The 19,008-nt window shown below is 46.8% G+C and carries 17 protein-coding genes and 1 pseudogene; 7 read left to right on the top strand and 11 right to left on the bottom strand.

Annotated features, from left to right (window positions below; genetic code table 11):
- The first annotated feature begins 89 nt into the window (after positions 1-89).
- Together RSA72_RS05300 and RSA72_RS05305 are read left to right on the top strand one after the other, a co-directional pair.
- Positions 90-752, top strand: a complete 663-nt coding sequence (locus tag RSA72_RS05300; RefSeq protein WP_332622027.1) for an elongation factor P hydroxylase — start codon at positions 90-92, stop codon at positions 750-752.
- Positions 753-852: 100 nt separating this feature from the next.
- The gene (locus RSA72_RS05305; RefSeq protein WP_332622028.1) at positions 853-1,470 is read left to right on the top strand and encodes an L-threonylcarbamoyladenylate synthase; all 618 of its coding nucleotides are present in this window, start codon (positions 853-855) and stop codon (positions 1,468-1,470) included.
- A 114-nt stretch (positions 1,471-1,584) separates the two neighbouring features.
- On the opposite strand, the gene RSA72_RS05310 is transcribed toward RSA72_RS05305, so the two are convergent.
- Together RSA72_RS05310 and RSA72_RS05315 are read right to left on the bottom strand one after the other, a co-directional pair.
- Positions 1,585-2,202: a hypothetical protein gene (locus RSA72_RS05310; protein WP_332622029.1), complete on the bottom strand. Its 618-nt coding sequence runs from the start codon at positions 2,200-2,202 to the stop codon at positions 1,585-1,587.
- Between the two features lie 274 nt (positions 2,203-2,476).
- Positions 2,477-3,214 (bottom strand): GNAT family N-acetyltransferase, encoded by a 738-nt coding sequence (locus tag RSA72_RS05315; protein WP_332622046.1) that lies wholly within the window; start codon positions 3,212-3,214, stop codon positions 2,477-2,479.
- Positions 3,215-3,506: 292 nt separating this feature from the next.
- On the opposite strand from RSA72_RS05315, the gene RSA72_RS05320 reads away from it, so the two are divergent.
- From RSA72_RS05320 to rluB, 3 genes and pseudogenes are all read left to right on the top strand, one after another.
- Positions 3,507-4,301 carry a segregation and condensation protein A gene (locus RSA72_RS05320; protein WP_332622030.1) on the top strand — a complete coding sequence of 265 codons (795 nt, stop codon included), beginning with the start codon at positions 3,507-3,509 and terminating at the stop codon, positions 4,299-4,301.
- Positions 4,298-4,888, top strand: coding sequence for an SMC-Scp complex subunit ScpB (gene scpB / locus RSA72_RS05325; RefSeq protein WP_332622032.1), 591 nt, complete (start codon positions 4,298-4,300; stop codon positions 4,886-4,888). Before RSA72_RS05320 ends, scpB begins: the two co-directional genes overlap by 4 nt.
- A 41-nt stretch (positions 4,889-4,929) precedes the next feature.
- A pseudogene (gene rluB / locus RSA72_RS05330) lies at positions 4,930-5,790 on the top strand (23S rRNA pseudouridine(2605) synthase RluB); the annotation flags it as partial.
- A gap of 435 nt (positions 5,791-6,225) precedes the next feature.
- Here rluB and bioD read toward each other — a convergent pair.
- The 9 genes from bioD to RSA72_RS05375 all read right to left on the bottom strand — a co-directional run bounded on the left by bioD (position 6,226) and on the right by RSA72_RS05375 (position 17,111).
- Positions 6,226-6,870, bottom strand: a complete 645-nt coding sequence (bioD, locus tag RSA72_RS05335; RefSeq protein WP_332622033.1) for a dethiobiotin synthase — start codon at positions 6,868-6,870, stop codon at positions 6,226-6,228.
- Positions 6,867-7,637 (bottom strand): malonyl-ACP O-methyltransferase BioC, encoded by a 771-nt coding sequence (bioC, locus tag RSA72_RS05340; protein WP_332622047.1) that lies wholly within the window; start codon positions 7,635-7,637, stop codon positions 6,867-6,869. The genes bioD and bioC overlap by 4 nt, the downstream gene beginning before the upstream one ends.
- Positions 7,638-7,646: 9 nt before the next feature.
- Positions 7,647-8,804 (bottom strand): 8-amino-7-oxononanoate synthase, encoded by a 1,158-nt coding sequence (locus RSA72_RS05345; RefSeq protein ID WP_332622034.1) that lies wholly within the window; start codon positions 8,802-8,804, stop codon positions 7,647-7,649.
- On the bottom strand, positions 8,801-10,096 hold the full coding sequence (gene bioA, locus RSA72_RS05350; RefSeq protein ID WP_332622035.1) for an adenosylmethionine--8-amino-7-oxononanoate transaminase: 1,296 nt from the start codon (positions 10,094-10,096) through the stop codon (positions 8,801-8,803). Before bioA ends, RSA72_RS05345 begins: the two co-directional genes overlap by 4 nt.
- Positions 10,097-10,181: 85 nt before the next feature.
- The gene (locus RSA72_RS05355) at positions 10,182-10,913 is read right to left on the bottom strand and encodes a lipase family protein (RefSeq protein ID WP_332622036.1); all 732 of its coding nucleotides are present in this window, start codon (positions 10,911-10,913) and stop codon (positions 10,182-10,184) included.
- 176 nt (positions 10,914-11,089) lie between these two features.
- Entirely contained in the window at positions 11,090-11,410 is a 321-nt protein-coding gene (locus RSA72_RS05360; RefSeq protein ID WP_332622038.1) for a DUF6176 family protein, read from the bottom strand.
- 171 nt (positions 11,411-11,581) lie between these two features.
- A complete protein-coding gene (locus tag RSA72_RS05365; RefSeq protein ID WP_332622039.1) occupies positions 11,582-13,297 on the bottom strand; it encodes an esterase/lipase family protein in 1,716 nt (571 codons plus the stop codon).
- A gap of 1 nt (position 13,298) precedes the next feature.
- Positions 13,299-14,354: a T6SS immunity protein Tli4 family protein gene (locus RSA72_RS05370; RefSeq protein WP_332622040.1), complete on the bottom strand. Its 1,056-nt coding sequence runs from the start codon at positions 14,352-14,354 to the stop codon at positions 13,299-13,301.
- Between the two features lie 24 nt (positions 14,355-14,378).
- Positions 14,379-17,111 (bottom strand): type VI secretion system Vgr family protein, encoded by a 2,733-nt coding sequence (locus RSA72_RS05375; RefSeq protein WP_332622042.1) that lies wholly within the window; start codon positions 17,109-17,111, stop codon positions 14,379-14,381.
- Positions 17,112-17,530: 419 nt separating this feature from the next.
- Between RSA72_RS05375 and RSA72_RS05380 the strand changes: the two genes are divergently transcribed.
- Both RSA72_RS05380 and RSA72_RS05385 read left to right on the top strand, forming a co-directional pair.
- On the top strand, positions 17,531-18,103 hold the full coding sequence (locus RSA72_RS05380) for a peroxiredoxin (protein WP_332622044.1): 573 nt from the start codon (positions 17,531-17,533) through the stop codon (positions 18,101-18,103).
- Between the two features lie 68 nt (positions 18,104-18,171).
- Complete coding sequence (locus RSA72_RS05385; RefSeq protein WP_332622045.1) at positions 18,172-19,005, top strand: YwqG family protein; 834 nt, start codon at positions 18,172-18,174, stop codon at positions 19,003-19,005.
- Positions 19,006-19,008 lie beyond the last annotated feature (3 nt).

Here is a 19,008-nt window from a genome sequence, read left to right on the forward strand (position 1 = left end):
GCGGCAATTCTACAAATTCATCAGTACTCTGTCAAAGATTAAGATACAATTTTGCACTTATTTAGACAGACCATTTGGGTAACACAGCTATGCATCTGTTGCAGCCGCAAACAGAAGTGAGTGTTTCATCACTAGTTAGCACACTTCCAGCCGCCGATTCTGACATTTCAGCCAAGCCAGTGCAACTCTCGCAATGGGCTAAATTATCGGCAGAACCGGAACAGGCCGATTGGCTCATCTTACACTTTAATCACTGGTTTTCCCACCTAAATGTCACTTTAGTCAAAGGCGGTTCTGAACCGGAATATTTTCCGGCGGATGAAAGCGCCCCTGCCCGCATTCAATTTGCGCACGGCTTCTTCAACAGCGCGCTGCATGAAATCAGCCACTGGACCATTGCCGGCGAAAAGCGCCGCCTGTTGCCCGACCTGGGCTACTGGTATGCGCCGGATGGCCGCACGGCGGAACAGCAGGCGCTGTTTGAACAGGTTGAAATTAAGCCGCAGGCGGTGGAATGGCTGTTTGCCCAGGCCTTTGGCCGCAAATTCCGCGTGTCTTTGGACAACCTGACCGGCGAAGGCGGTGACGGCGCCGCATTTAAGGACAATGTCCATGCGCAGCTGCAGCGCTATTTCAGCGGCGAAGCGCAGCTCCCGCGCGACGCGCGGCGCTTTATAGACTGCATTTGCGCCTGCACCCGGAATGGCAAAACATTACAGGCGCATGAATTCCAGCGTGAAATGCTTGATTAAACTGCACAATATTCTGCGCGCAATGCATTGCATGCCGGCGCCCTGCGCATCCATAATAAGCTTAGCCTATAGATAGAAGCCAAAAACTGGAGGACACGCTATGCTGCATTTACGCGTACACCCCGAAAACCCTCAAGCGCGGTTAATTACGCAGGCCGCCGAACGCATCCGCGCCGGCGACGTTGTGGTTTATCCGACAGACGCGGCCTACGCCATCGGCTGCCAGATTGGCAATAAAAGCGCCATGGAGCGCATAGCGCAAATCCGCGGGCTGGACGCCAAGCACCAGTATGCCATTATCTGCGCCGACTTATCCGACATCGCCACCTATGCCAAGGTTGACAATGCCATGTACCGCCTGCTGAAAAACAATACCCCGGCCATTACCACCTTTATTTTGCCGGCCACCAGCGAAGTTCCGCGCCGCCTGATGCATCCTAAAAAGAAAACCATCGGCCTGCGCATTCCCAGCAACCGGATTTGCCAAATGCTGCTGAAAGAGCTGGGGGAACCGCTGCTGACCAGCACCCTGATTCTGCCCAATCAGCAGGACCCACTGGATGATCCTTATGAAATTGAGCTGCAGATCGGCAAGCGCATTGACGTATTGATTGACGGCGGGCTGGGCACTTTATCCACCACCAGCATTGTCGATTTATCCAAAGACCATCCGGAAATTATCCGGCGCGGCGCGGGCGATATCAGCGCGTTTGAATAACCCGCAGCCCTCCATGCCGCGGCTTAAATACATCCTGTAAAATCCACCTTGCTGAATTGCATATCAGCAAGGCTTTTTCTGAACACCTCATCTCATCGCGCATTTATTGAGTCATTAATGCGCAGCAGCTTCATCACTGCCCGAATATACCGCCGCAGCCTCATCACTGCCTGAATACGCAGCAGCAGGCGCAGCTTCAACAGCCGAAGGAATCACAGGCGCTTGAGCTGGCACTAGAGCAGCTTCTTGCGAGCTCTGGCCATCTTCTTCTTTCAAATTTCTTAAAGCCAAAAAATTAGAACATGCGGAAAGCTTTTGCTGATGCGCTGCCAACTCTGTACCAAATTTATTTTTTAAAGAAACATGAAAAGTAATTTGATCCTCTTCCAATACATTCAATAGAGCAGTCCATTCCTTGTATTCCATAGCGCGGAATGACTCAATGGAATCACAGCTCATGGTTTGCGCCATGCGCCTTAACCCTTCAGGTAAGTCCTTCCCCGCATATGCTGTATTGCGCATATAAAAGCGGATATTGGGATATTGATCCAGCACAGAAAAATCAATTTTTGCAGCATTCATAAATGGGCGGTATTGTGCCTCAAACTGCGCAAATCCTCCTGATTTAAGCGTGCTTCGCATCTTGTCTTCTAATTTCATAATTTGATATTTGGGATAGCCTAAAAACACGCCGAAACATATCATTCCAATCAGCACTAAAATAAGCGGCATTTGATTTGCATTTCCTTATTATTAAACTTTAATTTCAATTGGTTATGTAGTAATTTTAATTTATTTCACAAACAGTAAACAACATTTTTTCAGTTTTTTCTCAGTTAAATGCCCTTTAGAGGGTTTGATTTTTTGGGTTCAAATTTCAAAAGCGCCAGCAATTTTTTAATCTCAACTTTTGCTTAAACCGAATCAAAACCAGCCATAAGCCAAGATAAACATTAAATCGGCGCCGATCTTCATAATGCAATTTTCAGATCGGCTTAAAGCAAGCTCATTTATTTTTCTGATACAGCCGAATAAAATCCTGCAGGCGGATTTTCTGCTGCCCAGCCGCATCAAAATTCTCCGGATGCAGCCAAGCCTGATAAGCCTGCTCCAAAGGCGGCCATTCTTCATCCAGAATGGAAAACCATGCCGTGTTGCGGCTGCAGCCTTTAGTGATGCGGTCTTGGCGGAATGTTCCTTCGTACTGAAAGCCAAAGCGCGCCGCAGCCCGCTTAGACGGCAGATTTAAATCATCGCACTTCCATTCCACCCGCCGGAAACCTTGCCGAAAGCACGCCTGCAGCATTAAAAACACCGCCTCTGTTGCAGCAGCCGATTGCCTCAACACATGCGAAAAGTAAAGATTGCCTATCTCAATGACGCCCTGCGCAGGGCGGATATTCAGCAAAGCCAGCCACCCGGCCGCCTGCTGCCGGCTTTCAATGCAGTAATGCATGGCATCTGCAAAACCGAACTGCTGCTGCAGTTTCGCCTGCAGTTCCTGCCGGTTTTGAAAAGCTGAATACGGCAGATAAGTCCAGCACCGGCCGTCAGGTTCCCCATCCGCGCAGTGCCAGAGCTGTTGCAGCCGCGCTTCGCTCAAGGTGCCGGCAGAAAATGGCAGCAGGCTGACAGACTGGCCTTTCAGTTCCTCTATGGAAATGGATGCCGGCAGGCTGCCTTTAACAGGCTTTCCGGTCAGCTGCCCATATTCATTCTCTTGCGTTTTTTGATAGTTTTTCATCATTCTGCCCAATGTTTTTTTCAGCATGCGGCTTGCATAAATGCCGTACTGACAAACTACTGATAAAACAGCAACTTTGCCATTCAATATTAAAAACTGCCATTATCCCCTATTTTTTTTGAGGTTTTTTTGGCATTTTAAGCGCTCTGTGATTTATTTCAGTGCGTTTTTCCATTAGACTAGCGCTCATATTATCTTTGCTCTTTCTCATCATCCGCTCACGGCAGCGTTTCTAATTTGATTTGAAATAGCTTCTTCATGCCTTTGAAAATTCGCGTGGCCTATAATTGCAATGAATCAAACTGTCCATGAGCCAATGGAACACTCTGCACACATCCGCGTTTTGGATGAGTGGCAAGATGCGCTTCCTGAGGATCTTTACATTCCTCCCGCTGCATTTGAAATTCTTTTAGAGCATTTCGAAGGCCCGCTCGACTTTCTGATTTACCTGATTCAAAAAAACGGCTTTGACCTGCTGCAGCTGGATATTGCCCCGATCGCCGCGCAGTATCTTTCTTATATGCAGGCGATGAAATCGCTGAATATTGAATTGACCGCAGACTACATGGTCATGGCTGCCCTTTTAGCCGATTTAAAATCGCGCCTGCTGCTGCCGAAACCCAAGAATATCAGCGCGGCCGAAGCCGACCCAAAGCAAGACCTGATTGAGCGCCTGGAAAACTACCTGCGCATTAAGCAAGCTGCCGAGCGCCTAGGCCAGATGAACATTCTGGAGCGCGACACTTTTGCAGCCAATATCAGCTTAGGCCATGTGATTCAAAACAATGACGGCTACAGCGCAGATGCGCTGCGTGACGCAATTTTATGCGTATTCAGCCGGCCTGAACCTGCCGTTCATCAGATTCTGCAGGAACCGGTATTGCTGGAAGAGCGCATTGCCTACATTGAAAGCCGGCTGGAAAGCGGCGCTGTGCTGGAATTTGAAGCCCTGCTGAAGCCCAGCCAAGGCCGCATGGGCCTGGTGGTCACATTCATGGCCATTTTAGAGCTGACGCGCCAGCAGAAAGTGACTATTGTTGCCACAGGCGTGGAAGCGCCGCTTGCGGTTCAGGGAGCGCGCGCATGAATAGCCCATTGGCGCAGCCGGCCAATTTTCAGGAAGATGTGCATGAAGTGCTGATGCAGCTGGAGGCGGTTATTTTCGCCAGTGAAGCAGCCGTGTCGCTTGCCCGGCTGAAAGAAGCCTTTCAGGACCGCTACAGCAAGCCGGAAATGCGCCAATTGCTGCAGCAGCTGTCCTTGCTGCAGCATGGCAGATCCATTGAACTGGTGGAAACCGCGCAAGGCTTCAGATTTCAAGTTCGCGCAAAATACCGTAATATTATTGCACAGACATGGCCTGAGCGACCAACTCGCTTATCGCCATCTTTGCTCGAAACGCTCGCTGTGATTGCCTACCACCAGCCAGTGACCCGGGCAGATATTGAGCAAATCCGCGGAGTAACCAATAACAGCCAGATACTGCGCACGCTGTTTGACTGCAGCTGGATTAAAGAATCCGGCTTCAGGGAACTCCCGGGAAGACCTGCGTTGTTAGTTACAACGCCACAATTTTTAAATGCTTTTGGCCTTCATTCTTTAGGTCAATTGCCTCCCCTGCAGGATGCCAAGGAAGCTTTTATGGCCCTCGACGCAAACGCGCCGAAGTCATAAATAGGTGAACTGTTGATGATAATTTCTAAGGTTATGCTGTCATGAGTGAAAAATTGCAAAAGGTGCTTGCGCGTGTTGGTTTGGGTTCTCGCCGCTATATGGAAGAAGTCATTGCCGCCGGGCGCGTAAGCGTGAATGGGCAAGTTGCCCAAGTGGGTGAACGCATTGAGCCGGGCGATGAGCTTCGCATCGACGGCCGCAAAGTGCAGTTCCAGATTGAAGATGAAATCCGCCGCCGCGTGCTGATTTACTACAAGCCTGAAGGCGAAATCTGCTCGCGCAATGACCCTGAAAACCGCCCTACCGTATTCGAGCAGCTGCCGCAGATTCAGGGCGACCGCTGGGTGATGGTGGGCCGTCTGGACATCAACTCGACTGGCTTGCTGCTGTTCACAAACGACGGCGAACTGGCCAACCGCTTGATGCATCCGTCGAATGAAATTGAGCGCGAATATGCGGTGCGCGTCATGGGCGAAGTGACGCCTCAGCTGAAAAACAACATGCTGAAAGGCGTCATGCTGGATGACGGCCCGGCAAAATTTGAATCATTCACTGAAATTGGCGGCGACGGCATTAACCGCTGGTTCCAAGTTGTGGTCAAAGAAGGCCGCAACCGCGAAGTGCGCCGCATCTTTGAATCGCAGGGCCTGAAAGTCAGCCGCCTGCTGCGCACCCGCTACGGCACAGTCATTCTGCCGCGCGAGCTGCGCACAGGGCGCTGGATGGAGCTGGATAAAAACGATATCGACAACTTAACCAAATCGGTTGAGCTGAAGCCGCGCCAAGGCACCGGCTTATTCGGCATGGCGAAACGCCGCAATGAGCGCATGCAGGAAAAACCGATGGCAGCGCGCCGCGGCGGTTTCCTGCGCCAGCAGCGCCGCGACACTGAAGATGAAAGCAGCCCGCAAAAACCGGCTTTCGGCCGCGAACGTGAGCGCCGTGAAAATCCAAACGGCTATGCGCAGCGCCAGCAAGACGGCAATCAAGGCACTTACGGCCAGCGCGAACGCCGCCAGGACGGCAATCAAGGCACTTATGGCCAGCGTGAACGCCGCCAGGACGGCAATCAGGGCACTTACGGCCAGCGTGAACGCCGTGATGACAATTTCGGCAACCGCGAGCGCCGCGACGAAAATGCGCCGCGCAAGCCTTTCGGCACCAATAAAAGCTTTAAGAAGTTTTAATTGCTGAAAGCGCTAAAACCGCTTAGCCAAGACAAAGCCAGTCAGTTAAGAAATTGACTGGCTTTTGCTTTTTTAGCCCCTGAACTTGATTTGATGCGCAGCAGCGCCCGCTGTTTAAGCGCTTCCGCCGGGCCAAGCCCTTTAAACAGATCATTCAATCACTGGAATATCCATCCACAGCGCATCCGGAAAATGCTTGACCAAATAAGCCTTTAAGTATTCTGCAGTATCTTTTGAAATCAGCGCATCCTGCGATTCTGCACTCAAATTATAGGCCAAAGCATGCAGCCGCAGGCCGCGGCTTTTCAGCGCTTCTAGACTGAGAATGGTGTGGTTGATGCTGCCCAGCCGGCCGGAACTGACCAGAATCACGGGAAAGTTTTTTTCCGCCGCATAGTCAATGCTCAGCAGGCTGTCCGTCAGCGGCACCATCAGGCCGCCGGCGCCTTCCAGCAGCACCGCGTCATAGCGTTCAGCCAGCTGCTGCGTGGCTTGGGCAATTTTGGCGAAATCCACGGCGCGGCCGTCGATTTTCGCGGCTAAATGCGGCGATGCCGGATAGCTGAAAATTTCAGGCATGGTCAGCCGGCTGTCATCTTCAGGAAACCAGCCCATCTGCATGATCTGGCGGTGCTGCTCAATATCTTCTGAAATTCCGCTGTTGCCGGTTTGAATCAGCTTCTGGGTAATGGTGCGGATGCCCTGCTGATTCCACAGCTTGGCCAAATAGCCCGTGGCATAGGTCTTGCCAATGCCGGTATCAATGCCGCTGATAAAATAAACCGGTGCCGTCATGAAGTTCTCCGCGCAATGCAGTAAATGGGATGATAGCTCAAATGATATTCAGGCTGGCCTGCATCATTGCGCTGTGAATATTGCGCATAGCCTTGATAAAACTGCGCCAAGGACTGCTTCGTCCAGCGCTGCCCGGCGGATACCGCCGTTACGCCGGTCGCTTTCAGATGCTGCAGCACTTCGCGCGGATGATTAAAATGCAGCGCATCCAGGCTTTCAGACAGATGCAACACTTCAAAGCCCTGCTGCTGCAGCAGATGCTGAATTTCAGCGGGCGTTAAATATTCCAGGCCTTGTCCGGTTAAAGCTTTAATTTCCTGCAGATTCTGCTGGCCGAAAGTTGAAAAGCAGAAATAGCCGCCGGGCTGCAGCGCCTGATGCGCCTGCCGGAAAACCGACTGCAGATCGGCCATCCACTGCAGCGCCGAACTGGAAACCGCCAAATCCAGCGCCTGCGGAAAAGGCAGCTGCTCAATATCGCCGATCAGCCATTCAAGGTTTTCCGCAGCCTTGAAATGCTGCTGAATTTCAGGATACAGGTCATTTAAAATCAAGCGTTCAATGCGCAGGCGCTGCAGCAGCTGATGGCTGAGATTGCCGGAACCGCAGCCGATTTCCAGCACCCGCTTGAAGTTGCGTTCAGGCAGGATCTGCAGCATGAGATTCATCAAATGCCGGCAAATGCGCTTCTGCACCACGGCATGCAGGTCATAGCTTTGGTGCGCCTTGGCAAAACGCTGCGCTACCTGAGCTTTATCAATAGGCATCATCAAAACTCAAAGCAAAGCGGCCAGCTGATCCAGCTCAGCCTGCTCAATGGAAGCGATTAAAGAAATGCGCAGGCGCGAGCTGCCCTGCGGCACAGTCGGCGGGCGCACAGGCATGATGTAAAAGCCGGCAGCCTGCAGCGCCTGGGCTTTTTCGACGGTTTTCTGCGATTCGCCGATGATTACCGGCACAATATGCGAGCTGGAGGGGCAGTCAAAGCCTTTGGCGGCCACCGCCTGGCGCAGCGACTGGCTGATGCGCTGCAGATGCTGGCGCTGCGGATTCAGGGCCAGCACTTTTTGCAAAATAAAATCAGTCCACGCCATGCAGATCGGAGGCAGGGCCGTGCTGAAAATCAAGGGGCGCATGCTGTTGATCAAATAGGCGCGGATCACCGGATGGCAAATCAGATAGCCGCCGATGGATGCCATGGCTTTGCCGAAAGCGCCGACAATCAGGTCAACCTCATCAATCACGCCGTACTGCTCCGCGCAACCCAAGCCCTGCGCGCCGCGCACACCCACCGCATGCGCCTCATCCACATACAGCATCACTTTGGAAAACTGCTTTTTGATGCGGACCAGTTCAGTCAGATCAGTTTCATCGCCATCCATGCTGAAAATGGATTCCGTCACCACAATGATGCGCTCAAACGCTTCATCCTCATGGTATTTCTGCAACAGCTGCGCCAGATGGGGCAAATCATTATGGCGGTAGCGCACATACTTGGCTGCCGACAGGCGAATGCCGTCAATCATGCTGGCATGCACCAGCTTATCCGCCAAAATCAGGGTTTTGCTGTCGCTGAGCGCAGGCAGTATGCCAATATTCATGTGATAGCCACTGTTAAACAGCAGCGCCGCGCGGCCATGAAAGGCCCGGCTTAAACTGACTTCCAGCTGTTCATATTCTGGAAAATTCCCCGTCAGCAGGCGCGATGAAGATGAGCTCATCCAGCGCTGCGCATTCGGGGTTTCATCAAAAAACTGCTCCCGCAGCTGAATATCCGAAGCCAGCCCTAAATAATCGTTGGAGGCCAGATTCAGCATCTGCCGGCCGCCAATCTGAATGCAGCGGCCCTGCTGCCGGTTTGCGGTGAATTGGCGCAAATTTCCCTGCTGCTTCAGGCTGTCCAGCTGCTGCGCATAATGATCCATCAAGCTCATTCCGCATGCTCCTGCATGCCCGCAACCACGGCAGCCAGCTGCTGCAGCAGCGTATTCAGCTCTGCGTCCGAAATAACATACGGCGGCATCACATATACCAGCTTGCCAAAGGGGCGCACCCAAATGCCGCGCTCCACAAACTGCTGCTGCAGGGCCTGCATGTCTACATTGAATTTCAGTTCCACCACGCCTATCGCGCCCAATATCCGGACATCCTGCACATATTCCAGCACCGCCAAGGGCTGCAGCCTATGGCGCAGCTGCTGTTCAATACGCTGAATATTGGCCTGCCAGTCCTGCGCCAGCAGCAGCTGCGTGCTTTTCAGCGCCACCGCACAGGCCAGAGGGTTGGCCATAAAGGTCGGCCCGTGCATGAACACGCCGGCCTCACTCCGGCTGATGGTTTCCGCCACATGGGCGCTGGTTAAGGCTGCGGAAAGCGTCATATAGCCTCCGGTCAGGCCTTTGCCAATGCACATAATGTCCGGCTCAACACCTGCATGCTCCCAGGCAAACAGCTTGCCGGTGCGGCCAAAGCCAGTAGCAATCTCATCAAAGATCAACAGGATATTATATTTCTCGCACAGCAGCTTGGCTTGGCGCAGATATTCAGGATGATAAAAGCGCATGCCGCCGGCGCCCTGCACAACCGGCTCCAGAATCAGGCCGGCAATGCTGCCGTGATGCGCTATTAGAACCTGTTCCAGCTCAGCCATGTCCTGCTGATCCCACTCATCATAAAAGCCAATCTGCGGCGCAGGGACGAAAATGCGGTTCGGCAGGCTTGAGCCGAAAATCTGATGCATGCCGGTCACCGGGTCGCAGACCGACATGGCATTCCAGGTATCGCCATGATAGCCCGAGCGCGGGGTGACAAAATTGGTTTTTGCCGTTTGGCCTTGCGCAGCCCAGTACTGCACCGCCATTTTCAGCGCCACTTCAACCGCCACCGAGCCGGAGTCTGCATAGAAAATTTTGCTCAGGCTGGGCGGGGTGATTTCAAGCAGCAGCCGGCCGAGCTGAATTGCAGGATCATGCGTCAGGCCGCCAAACATGATGTGCGACATCTGCTGCAGCTGCTCCGCCACAGCCTGATTCAGTTCAGGATGGTTGTAGCCGTGAATCGCGCACCACCAGGAAGACATGCCGTCAATCAGCTGCCGGCCATCTTCCAGCTCAATGGTCACGCCATAGGCCTTCTTCACCTTAAATGCCGGCAGCGGCTGGGTCATGGACGTATAGGGATGCCAAAGGTGCTGCTGATCAAACTGCAGATCGGTTAATTCGGTCATCCATCGCTCCATGCCCAAGGCTTAAAATCCATTTTGCATGATCTTAAACCCGCATGATCCAAAAATAAATTGCGAGATAAGCCAGTTATGCGCTTCTTTGTTCTATTTTCTTTAAATATTGGCAGATTTTGCAACTTGTCAATTCAGAATCAAACAAGGGAAAGCCGTGCGAACCGCTGAGCAGTTCTGTTTCCATAAACTTGGCGCCGAAATCCTGAAGTTTAGACTCGACTTTGCAGCTAACTAAGGAATCCTGCTTGGAAAAAATATGATACTGCCTGCCGGAATAATTCTTTAAGATATCCGCAGTATTAAGCTGCTCAAGGCAGTTTAGTCCTTGCCTTAACAGTTCTAAATTCTGCGCCTGAATCAAACTTTGCAGCGTCAGGAAATCCTGTTTTGTGCTTGACGTGCCTTGGCAAACCATATAGCCGAATTTCTTTAAAGTCGAAACTGCATCCTGCTCGAAGGACTGCTTAAAGCTTTGGAATGCCGGCTGATCCATAGCAGCCTGCCATTCAGCATTGGCGGCAAAGCAGGGATTGGATGCCAATGTAATCAAAATCTTGTGTTCAGCATGCTGCTTCGCAATTTGATCAGCCAGCAATGCCGCCAGCTGACCGCCCAAAGACCAGCCGGCAATCACATCAAACTCCCGCGCCTGTTCAGCTTTCCGCTGCAGCGTTTGCTGATCCAGAGCATTGAAGATATTCCACAGCTCAACGGCATGGCCCTGCTGCTGCAAAGCCTGCTGTAGCGGAGTCAGCAGCTGTGCGCCGCCGCCCCAGCCAGTAATGAGTAAAATACGCTGTTTCACAATAAACTCTGAAAATAAAGCCTGCGCCTAGTATAGGCAAACCCGGCTGAAATTTGCTATTGCGAAAAGCAGCAATGCCATTGCTACCTCATCGTTAAGGAAAATAAACTGCGTATCCGCGAGTGCGGCAGTGCAGACACTAAAACCGAAGAGAGCTGCAGCTTAATCAATAAAAATCAGCAATTATCCAGATCCAGCAGCAATTTTGCAGGCATCACTTTCAGCCAATTCTGCTTAAACTGCTTATGCACCTGATCAATCGGGAATGGGCTTGTTCGGCCAATCTGCTGCGCCCGCGCAATATCATCCGCCCGCATATAGGCGATTAAATAATCCTTCCCTTCCAGCTGTAAATGAAACCATGACTCCACATGCACGCCTTCCGCCTGCAGCGTTTCAAGCGCCTCCGCCTTGCGCGCATTCAGCTCATCTTTCCACGCCTCAATATTGCTTAAAGAATCAGGCTTTAACTGAATCAAAACTGCGCCGACATCCATAGCATCCCCTCATTAGATATTTTCATCCGAATTGATCAAATTGAGTGAAGATACGTTAATATCACAATAAATAAACTTTATGACGTTATTACAATACTCGCCACAAAACCAAAAGATTTTCCACCTTGAAAGAACAACTCAAAGAAAAAAACTTATTCTTCATTGTTCCGTTTATCTAAACTTAGGTTGAATATTATTTTCTTTGATTATTCTTACAATTGAGTACAGAACAGATCGGCGCACATGAATATTATTATAAGAGCCTTGGTGATCAAATCCTTTCATTTTAAATACTTGTTTTACACCAGTTTGCTTTAATGGCGCAGAACCCGATTGCCATGGCACTGTTCCATCACCGTCTGCATTTTTTTCAGAAATTTTAAATGTTCCAAACTTACCACTTGTTAATGTTATATATCTTAATCCATTATTTTCTTTCATATTTTCTTTGATATAGTGATAAGCGCCTTGCCCCATATACATCGCATCTTTTGCAATATTTTGATTATATGCTTCAACATCTTTCGCACTTGCTCTTGGCAGCCTTTTCATTTGATCAGCAGTTAGGCCTCTCACAGCTTGATCTAATGTCCAAGTTAAAGTTCCAAAGCTGGAAAATTTCGGGTCATGTCCATAATTAGCATAAGTACAGGGATGATATTTATTTGTAATTTTGTTGTGAAAAGCCTGTACATCATTAATTCTTAATTTATAAACATCTTTCACACGTTTTTTGGGATTATCTCTTTTTACCATTTTTGCAGGATCAATCAATTCTTCTTTGACCATTTCCCACCAAACACCATCTGCTTTGTAAATTTCGCTGTAGGGATCAGTCTGCGGTAAGGACACAACATTTGTTTGCAAGTCCTTACCATTCATTAGCCCTGATCCATTTAAAAATAACCAAGGTTTTCCTTTGTTGTACGCCTTACTCGGTAAAAGCTCTAAACCGCCAGGCGCATTAGCTAAAACAGCAGTTACATGTTCAGTATTTTTTCCAAGCACATAGGCGGGTACAGCGCCCACATCTCCTGAACCTGAAACAATCCGCCGGTAAGCTGCTGCAGCACCCTCCGCTGGCATCACCCCATGGACTACGCCAGCAACATCCTTACGGATTTGAACTAGGCGACGTGTCAGCAAGCCTCCCATAGAATGGGTCACGATAATAAATTTATGAAAGCGCCCACCTAATGCTTTTTTTATAGCATCCAGTTTGCCTGAAACTATTTTTGCACCATTCTCATTCGATTGGAGCCAATTGTATCCCATAGCATACACGGGGAAATGAAATGCTTTTAAATGTTCTATATCTTGCTGAGTTACATTTGTTAATGCTGCTTGAGGAAACCATTGACCAAGTTCAGTTTTATTTAATAGACTTTTCCATTCATCAATAGATTCCTGCAGTTTCATTTGCCGGGCAGCAGCATATCCACCTCCAACGCCCCCCACGCCATATATGGGTTGTTCTTTTAAATCGACATTATTCAATACCCATTGTAAATACGTTAAGATTCCACCATAACTGTCCCAATGCACTGTGCCCCAATAACGGTCCCTTAATATCTGTTCAGTTAGTTTCAAACGGCTATCGACTTTAATCATCCCGCTTTTGTCTACCTCAGTATTCAAATAATCTAATTCCTTCTGCAATGTCGCTGGACTTTTATTCATTTGTTGAAATAATGTCTTAGCTTTTCCTGCGCCATTTCCGAGCATCCAAACAGGTTTACCTAAGGCCTTATTAAAAATGTTTGAACCCATAATTCCGGGTACAAATATAATCGGAATTGTATCATTGAGCGGCACTTCAACATGGGTGCCTAATTTATTTGAACTGGGACTTGTCGCAGAATTCGTTTGTGAAACAACTTCAGCCATTTTATTTTTCCTTTTTATTATTTGGAGAAGTTTGAATACTATTTAGAATAAAATCATTAAGCTGAATTGCATTTTTTTGACTAACCATAGAATAAAAAGATTCATCAGGATTCACCATTTCAGCACTTTCAAAACTAAACTGTATATATGGATCATTGTCATTCTCTAGGCTGCCTAAATATTGCCAAGATCCATCTTCAAATCCCCGCTCAAAATATGCACGCTCAGAAATATGATTCAATACTTCTTCACCAGCTAAGTCATTTACGATTTTTTTATGCTCTCTTAAATTTTCAAGTTTTATTTGTACTTTTACAATTGCCGGTAATTCTTGTTGTCTCTGTTTCATGAGTTCTATTAAAGGTACATCTGACTCTAGGCGAACACGATGTTCAATATCAGCACGAACGCCTGGATAACTTGGGAAGGTGAAATGTAAATATCCCCCTGTAAATGGAATATTTTTGCTCATATCATCAGCAATAAAAAACTCTTTCCAGCATAGGCCTGCTTGCTCTTCTTTTTCTGATCGTATTTTGATACTTTTTAAATTATGTTGTATTTCTGCTATTGCCTCATCTAAAAGGTCATTACTTGCTCCACTTTTTAGAATAAGAAACTTGCCCGGCCTTAAATACAGATAACCATATATTTCATATGCTTCAACAGTGTATTGAGTACTTCTATAAACAATAATATGACTTACACTACGACCCATTTGATCTATAGGACCGCGCATTTCTTGCTTTAATAAGACACCTTCAGTTTCATGCGGTTCATGTTTTAAAAATTTAATTTTATCATTAATTAATTTTTGGTAAGCTTCATAGGTTTTAACACTATCATCTACTTCAAGATCACTGCCATTATAATTAAAGTTGCTATATTCAACTTTTGTTTCTTTTGGAACCGTCATTTCAATACGGCCAAAACAGACCTTTTTAGGGTTTTTAAAATCTATCACGTTTATACCTTCTTTTTGTTTTTCAACATTTGAACATGCACTAAAAGAAATTGTTGTGCATAAACAAAGAACTATACTCTTAAATAGTTTCATTCATTACATCCTATATTTTTTTTATTACTCGGGCGAGAAAACTTCAATTTTTAAAGCAGCCATGGCGTCTTTAGTACATACATTCGTCTTGCCATTCTCACCAGATATACCTTCAAAAACTTGCCCATCATCTGCTGTAATTTTATATTTTAAATTTTTTGCTGGTGCACCATCAGGATAATGAAGAATAAAATGTTCATCATATTGAGCTTTTAATTCAGGCATAGCTGAGAGTTGACTTGAAAGTGATGCGCCGCTATTGGTTTTAATCAATCCAGCTTTAAGATCAATTTGACCAGGGCAAGCGATTTCAATATTTCCATCCTGAATTTTGATATATCCGCCACCAGAGGTGATCAATATGCCTTTACCACTTTCAACCCTTACAAAATCATTGAGTGAATAAACATGCATTTGCTGCTTGGAAGAGAGTGTCATTTTACCTTTTTGAGAAGCAACATCGACATCTCCTTCGCCAGATTTAATTTTGATGCCTGCATGCTTGGCAAAGATTGTAATTTTATCTAAAGCTTGGGCGATCCAACTTTTCCCTGTAAAAAATTGCAAATTTCCAGGCGTACTCACATCTATATTTTGCTTTGATTCAAGATGCATACTTTCTTTACTATCTAAAATCATTCCTGATTCACTATGCAAAGCAATCAAAGCATCTGAACTCTCATTCCATTTATCAAATTTATCCTTTAATATTTCTTGCGCTTCTAAATCAGGCTCATCAACTTGGTGTGCTTTTGCTATTTCTTTAAAATACTTATTGCTATCTGCATGGAATTTAATATTTTCTAATGTTTTCGAACGTGTGAGCTGTTCACCTTGAGCTTGTTCAGAGGATTCAGAAGTCAGCAAGATACCTTTCGCTGCTCTTATTGCTCCCCATTGATCAGAACACAATTCAAACCCTTCACCGCGGCCTTCACTTTCTGCCTTTTCTTTTGGATGGCTTAAATTACCCAAGTTCAGCTGGGCTGCACCATGGCTACTGTGGAGTTGAGCGCTGATTTGCCCCATCGTGTCGTCAAAACGGAGTTGGTTATAGCCTTCGCCATCTACTTCTTTAGAACGTATGCCACTCAGCTTTTTGGTATCAGGCAGCTGTCCTTTGCTATCAAACTTGGCTGGATTTCGCTGCGCCTCATGGATTCGGCCTGTTACAAAAGGACGGTCTATATTGCCATCAAAGAAATCAATCACTACGATTTCATCTTTACGCGGCAAGAAACGCGCACCATAACCTTCACCTGCCCAAGGCGTAAGTACATCCACCCAAGCTGAGTCGGTATCATTGCCATTTGAACCTGCACCACCATCATGACAATGATCATCTGTACGGGTAAACAGGAAACGAACCTTGATGCGACCCCATTCATCAACGTGAATTTCTTCACCATCCGTGGTGACTCTGGCACGCTGCACATGTGCTGCGGGACGGTGTTCTAAAGGGTCATATTCAGGGACAACATCAATACTTCTACGCACTACATTGAGTTCGTTTGCTTGACGCTCCTGATCACTGTCTTTACTGGTTTCCCAATGACTAAGTGCTAATAACTTTTCAACTTGATCTTTAATGTCTTTTGGAAGGTTATTTTGATTGTAAAAGCGCTTATTCAGGATGAGAAACTCTTTGTCATGAGAACTATGATTTTTCTCCAGTTCAGGGTGATCAACCAATTGAAACCAATAACCCACTTGGGCATCCCGTACACTGCTGTGCGCTGTGAAGTATTTAGCTTGCAGAGCTTGATATTGATTAAGCTGTTTATTAAGTTTATCTAGCTGACTATCGCTTGAAGCTGTTGCTTGATCTTCGCCTTTTAAATCACGTATCCATGCAGGAGATACATTCCATGCTTGTTCTAGGCTGAGACTTTCATTATCTCTTTGTGAACTGTGTTTATGCGAATTTAGAACTGAACCGCCCGCATCTTCTTGACTTAAATTATCCGCTTGCCAACGCTGCACATGAATAGCTGTCGCCTGTAAGTTTCGTTGAGCGGTAAAGTTGGTGATGCTGTCATATTTTTCTGCCGCATTAGATCGATGATAGCGAATTGCTCTACGATCAATTGCCTTAAATTGAGCATTATCATCGATTAATCTGAGTTTCTGAGCTTCAATACTTTGGCTATTGTTTGAAACGATATAACTTGCTTCATCAACAAGCCAATTTATTGATTCCTCACGCATTAGCCTCGTTAAATATGCATAATCGCTTTCATTAGACTGCATAGAAAAAGGCCGTACATCGTAAGCCTTGGTTAAGCCGCTGGTATCTAATTTTAGGCTTGAGGCAAACAACGGGCTTTTAGACTGCCACTCTTTGAAGATCACCTCACAAATTTCAACGGCACTCTTATTCATAAACACACGGCTATTACGCCGTTTATGCCATAAGCTCGCAGCATCTTGCATGGTTAAGCGATATAAGCTGAATGCTCCATCTGACTGACCTTGAGATGCTCCAGTAATAATACCTGTGGTTCTAAAGAGCTGACCTGAATCTGTAACTTGATCTACTGCTGCTTGGCAACCGATAAATTGTTTGAGTTCTATAAAAGGATTGGCAGATAAACAGATCAGTTCTGCGGACAAGCCTTCATTGATGCCATGATAGCCATCAATACGCTGCAACATGAGTTGAGAATTAAGCTGTGCATTTGAAAATTGAACACTAATGGCGCGCTTCTGTGACCCGAAGCCAAGCTTCGCTAAAATACTGAAAATGTTATCCAACATTGTTATTATGACCTTATTATTTTTTAATGAAAAATACTAACAGAATGATGAACAATGCTCAAATATTATTCATTTCCCTTTTGCTTCAATTCAATTAAAAGTTTTTTATCAGATTTCAAGACATCACATCCAAAGCTTTCTTAGCAAGGAAAGAGCTAATCTCAAAGCTGCCGCAATTTTTTGAACAGTCCTATTGAACATTTTTGATTTATTTTCAATACACCATTGTTCTTGTAGATCATCAGCCTTATTTTTCTAATTTTTCCTGGCTGGCATATCAATAAGTTCAGCTAACAATTTTTTATGTTGATACACCTGTGCTGGTTTGAGTCCATATTAAATCAAAATTCACGCCGCGCCGAAACGGAAGCTTGCTAAACTCAGCAGCTGCAGGCTATGAAAACAATGCAATGGATCTTATGAAAATGAAAAAAATCTTCCGCCTTGGCTTTTTGGCCATCAGCGCCGGCTTGATCTTCAGCCCCGCCCTTCATGCTGAAAACACCCTGTTTGGCAAAATCGATTCAGATCAAAAACGCTGGGTAGGCAAAACCGCCCCGGCGTTTAAACTGCAGGATCAGAATGCCAAATGGCATGAACTGAAGCAGTACAAGGGGAAATGGGTGGTTTTGTATTTTTACCCTAAAGACAACACCCCCGGCTGCACGCAGGAAGCCAATCAATTCAAAACGCTGTATCCGCAGTTTATTAAAAATAATGTCGCGGTGCTGGGCGTAAGCCTGGATGATGTGCCGTCCCATCAGAAATTTTCAGCAAAGCTCGGACTGCCCTTTGCCATACTGGCGGACAACAGCCATCAATTGGCCGATCAGTTCGGGATTGTCCGCAGCTTCGGCATTGCTAAAATCGCCAAGCGGGAAACCTTTTTAATTGATCCGCAAGGCACCATTATCTACCACTACAGCAGCGTAAACAGCCAAACCCATGCGGGGCAGGTTCTGGCGGATATTCAGAAATTTTCTGGAAAATAAGGCGTTTTTTATTGAATCAATTGTTTTATATTAATTTTTAGCCAATACAATTAATTAAGGACTAAATAATGAGTTTTGATTTTTCAGCCTTATCCGCCGTATTTAAGCCCTATCAAGAAAAAATTTCAGCGACGCTTAAACCAGCGGCTACGATGTCTTTAGTCCCGCAGCAGGAATTAAGCCTGTGGCAAAGCAAAGTCGGCGGCCAGCCGTATTTTCCCCTGGAAACAGCATATCCCAAAGACAGTGAAGGCCAGCCTTTAGCCTTATTGGCGCAGATTAATTTAGCCGAAATGCCGGCATTGCCGGATTTTCCGGCGCAGGGTATTTTACAGTTTTACATCGCTGCTGATGACCTGTACGGAATGAACTTTGATGATCAGCAGGCTCAATCCGGTTTCAGAGTCCTGTATTTTGAAAATATTACTGAAGATATTCAGCAGCTGAAGCAGAATTTCAGCGATATTCAATTCAATGATGAATATCTCCTGCCGCTGCCTTTGACTCAGCAATACGCTGTTAACTTTCTGCTTGAACAGCAGGCGATCAGTTCCAGTGACTTTGCTTTCGGGCGGAAAATTTTAGCCGCAGAACAGCTGCATGAGTTTGAAAGCCAATATGAAGGTGAAGATTTTTATGATGAATTTTTCGAACCCTATGCCGAATTATTTCCGGGAACAGGCCACCGCTTAGGCGGCTATCCTTTTTTCACCCAGTCTGACCCGCGTGAATATAATCATAAAATTCAGGATTATATTTTATTGTTTCAGCTGGACAGCGACAGTGAAGATGGCAAGGACATTATGTGGGGCGATGCAGGCGTAGGAAATTTCTTTATCCATCCAGATGATTTAAGAAAGCGTGATTTCTCAAAAGTCGTATACAACTGGGACTGCAGCTGATTT

This window comes from Acinetobacter sp., assembly GCF_036659555.1.
Classification (GTDB): domain Bacteria; phylum Pseudomonadota; class Gammaproteobacteria; order Pseudomonadales; family Moraxellaceae; genus Acinetobacter.

Bases quoted from the DNA above. Each gene is read 5' to 3' on its own strand.
- RSA72_RS05365 (WP_332622039.1), bottom strand. From the start codon at position 13,297: ATGGCTGAAGTTGTTTCACAAACGAATTCTGCGACAAGTCCCAGTTCA.
- RSA72_RS05380 (WP_332622044.1), top strand. From the start codon at position 17,531: ATGAAAATGAAAAAAATCTTCCGCCTTGGCTTTTTGGCCATCAGCGCC.
- bioC (WP_332622047.1), bottom strand. From the start codon at position 7,637: ATGCCTATTGATAAAGCTCAGGTAGCGCAGCGTTTTGCCAAGGCGCAC.
- bioA (WP_332622035.1), bottom strand. From the start codon at position 10,096: ATGACCGAATTAACCGATCTGCAGTTTGATCAGCAGCACCTTTGGCAT.
- bioD (WP_332622033.1), bottom strand. From the start codon at position 6,870: ATGACGGCACCGGTTTATTTTATCAGCGGCATTGATACCGGCATTGGC.
- RSA72_RS05375 (WP_332622042.1), bottom strand. From the start codon at position 17,111: ATGTTGGATAACATTTTCAGTATTTTAGCGAAGCTTGGCTTCGGGTCA.
- RSA72_RS05300 (WP_332622027.1), top strand. From the start codon at position 90: ATGCATCTGTTGCAGCCGCAAACAGAAGTGAGTGTTTCATCACTAGTT.
- RSA72_RS05360 (WP_332622038.1), bottom strand. From the start codon at position 11,410: ATGGATGTCGGCGCAGTTTTGATTCAGTTAAAGCCTGATTCTTTAAGC.
- scpB (WP_332622032.1), top strand. From the start codon at position 4,298: ATGAATAGCCCATTGGCGCAGCCGGCCAATTTTCAGGAAGATGTGCAT.
- RSA72_RS05320 (WP_332622030.1), top strand. From the start codon at position 3,507: ATGAATCAAACTGTCCATGAGCCAATGGAACACTCTGCACACATCCGC.
- RSA72_RS05385 (WP_332622045.1), top strand. From the start codon at position 18,172: ATGAGTTTTGATTTTTCAGCCTTATCCGCCGTATTTAAGCCCTATCAA.
- RSA72_RS05305 (WP_332622028.1), top strand. From the start codon at position 853: ATGCTGCATTTACGCGTACACCCCGAAAACCCTCAAGCGCGGTTAATT.
- RSA72_RS05315 (WP_332622046.1), bottom strand. From the start codon at position 3,214: ATGAAAAACTATCAAAAAACGCAAGAGAATGAATATGGGCAGCTGACC.
- RSA72_RS05370 (WP_332622040.1), bottom strand. From the start codon at position 14,354: ATGAAACTATTTAAGAGTATAGTTCTTTGTTTATGCACAACAATTTCT.
- RSA72_RS05345 (WP_332622034.1), bottom strand. From the start codon at position 8,804: ATGAGCTTGATGGATCATTATGCGCAGCAGCTGGACAGCCTGAAGCAG.
- RSA72_RS05310 (WP_332622029.1), bottom strand. From the start codon at position 2,202: ATGCCGCTTATTTTAGTGCTGATTGGAATGATATGTTTCGGCGTGTTT.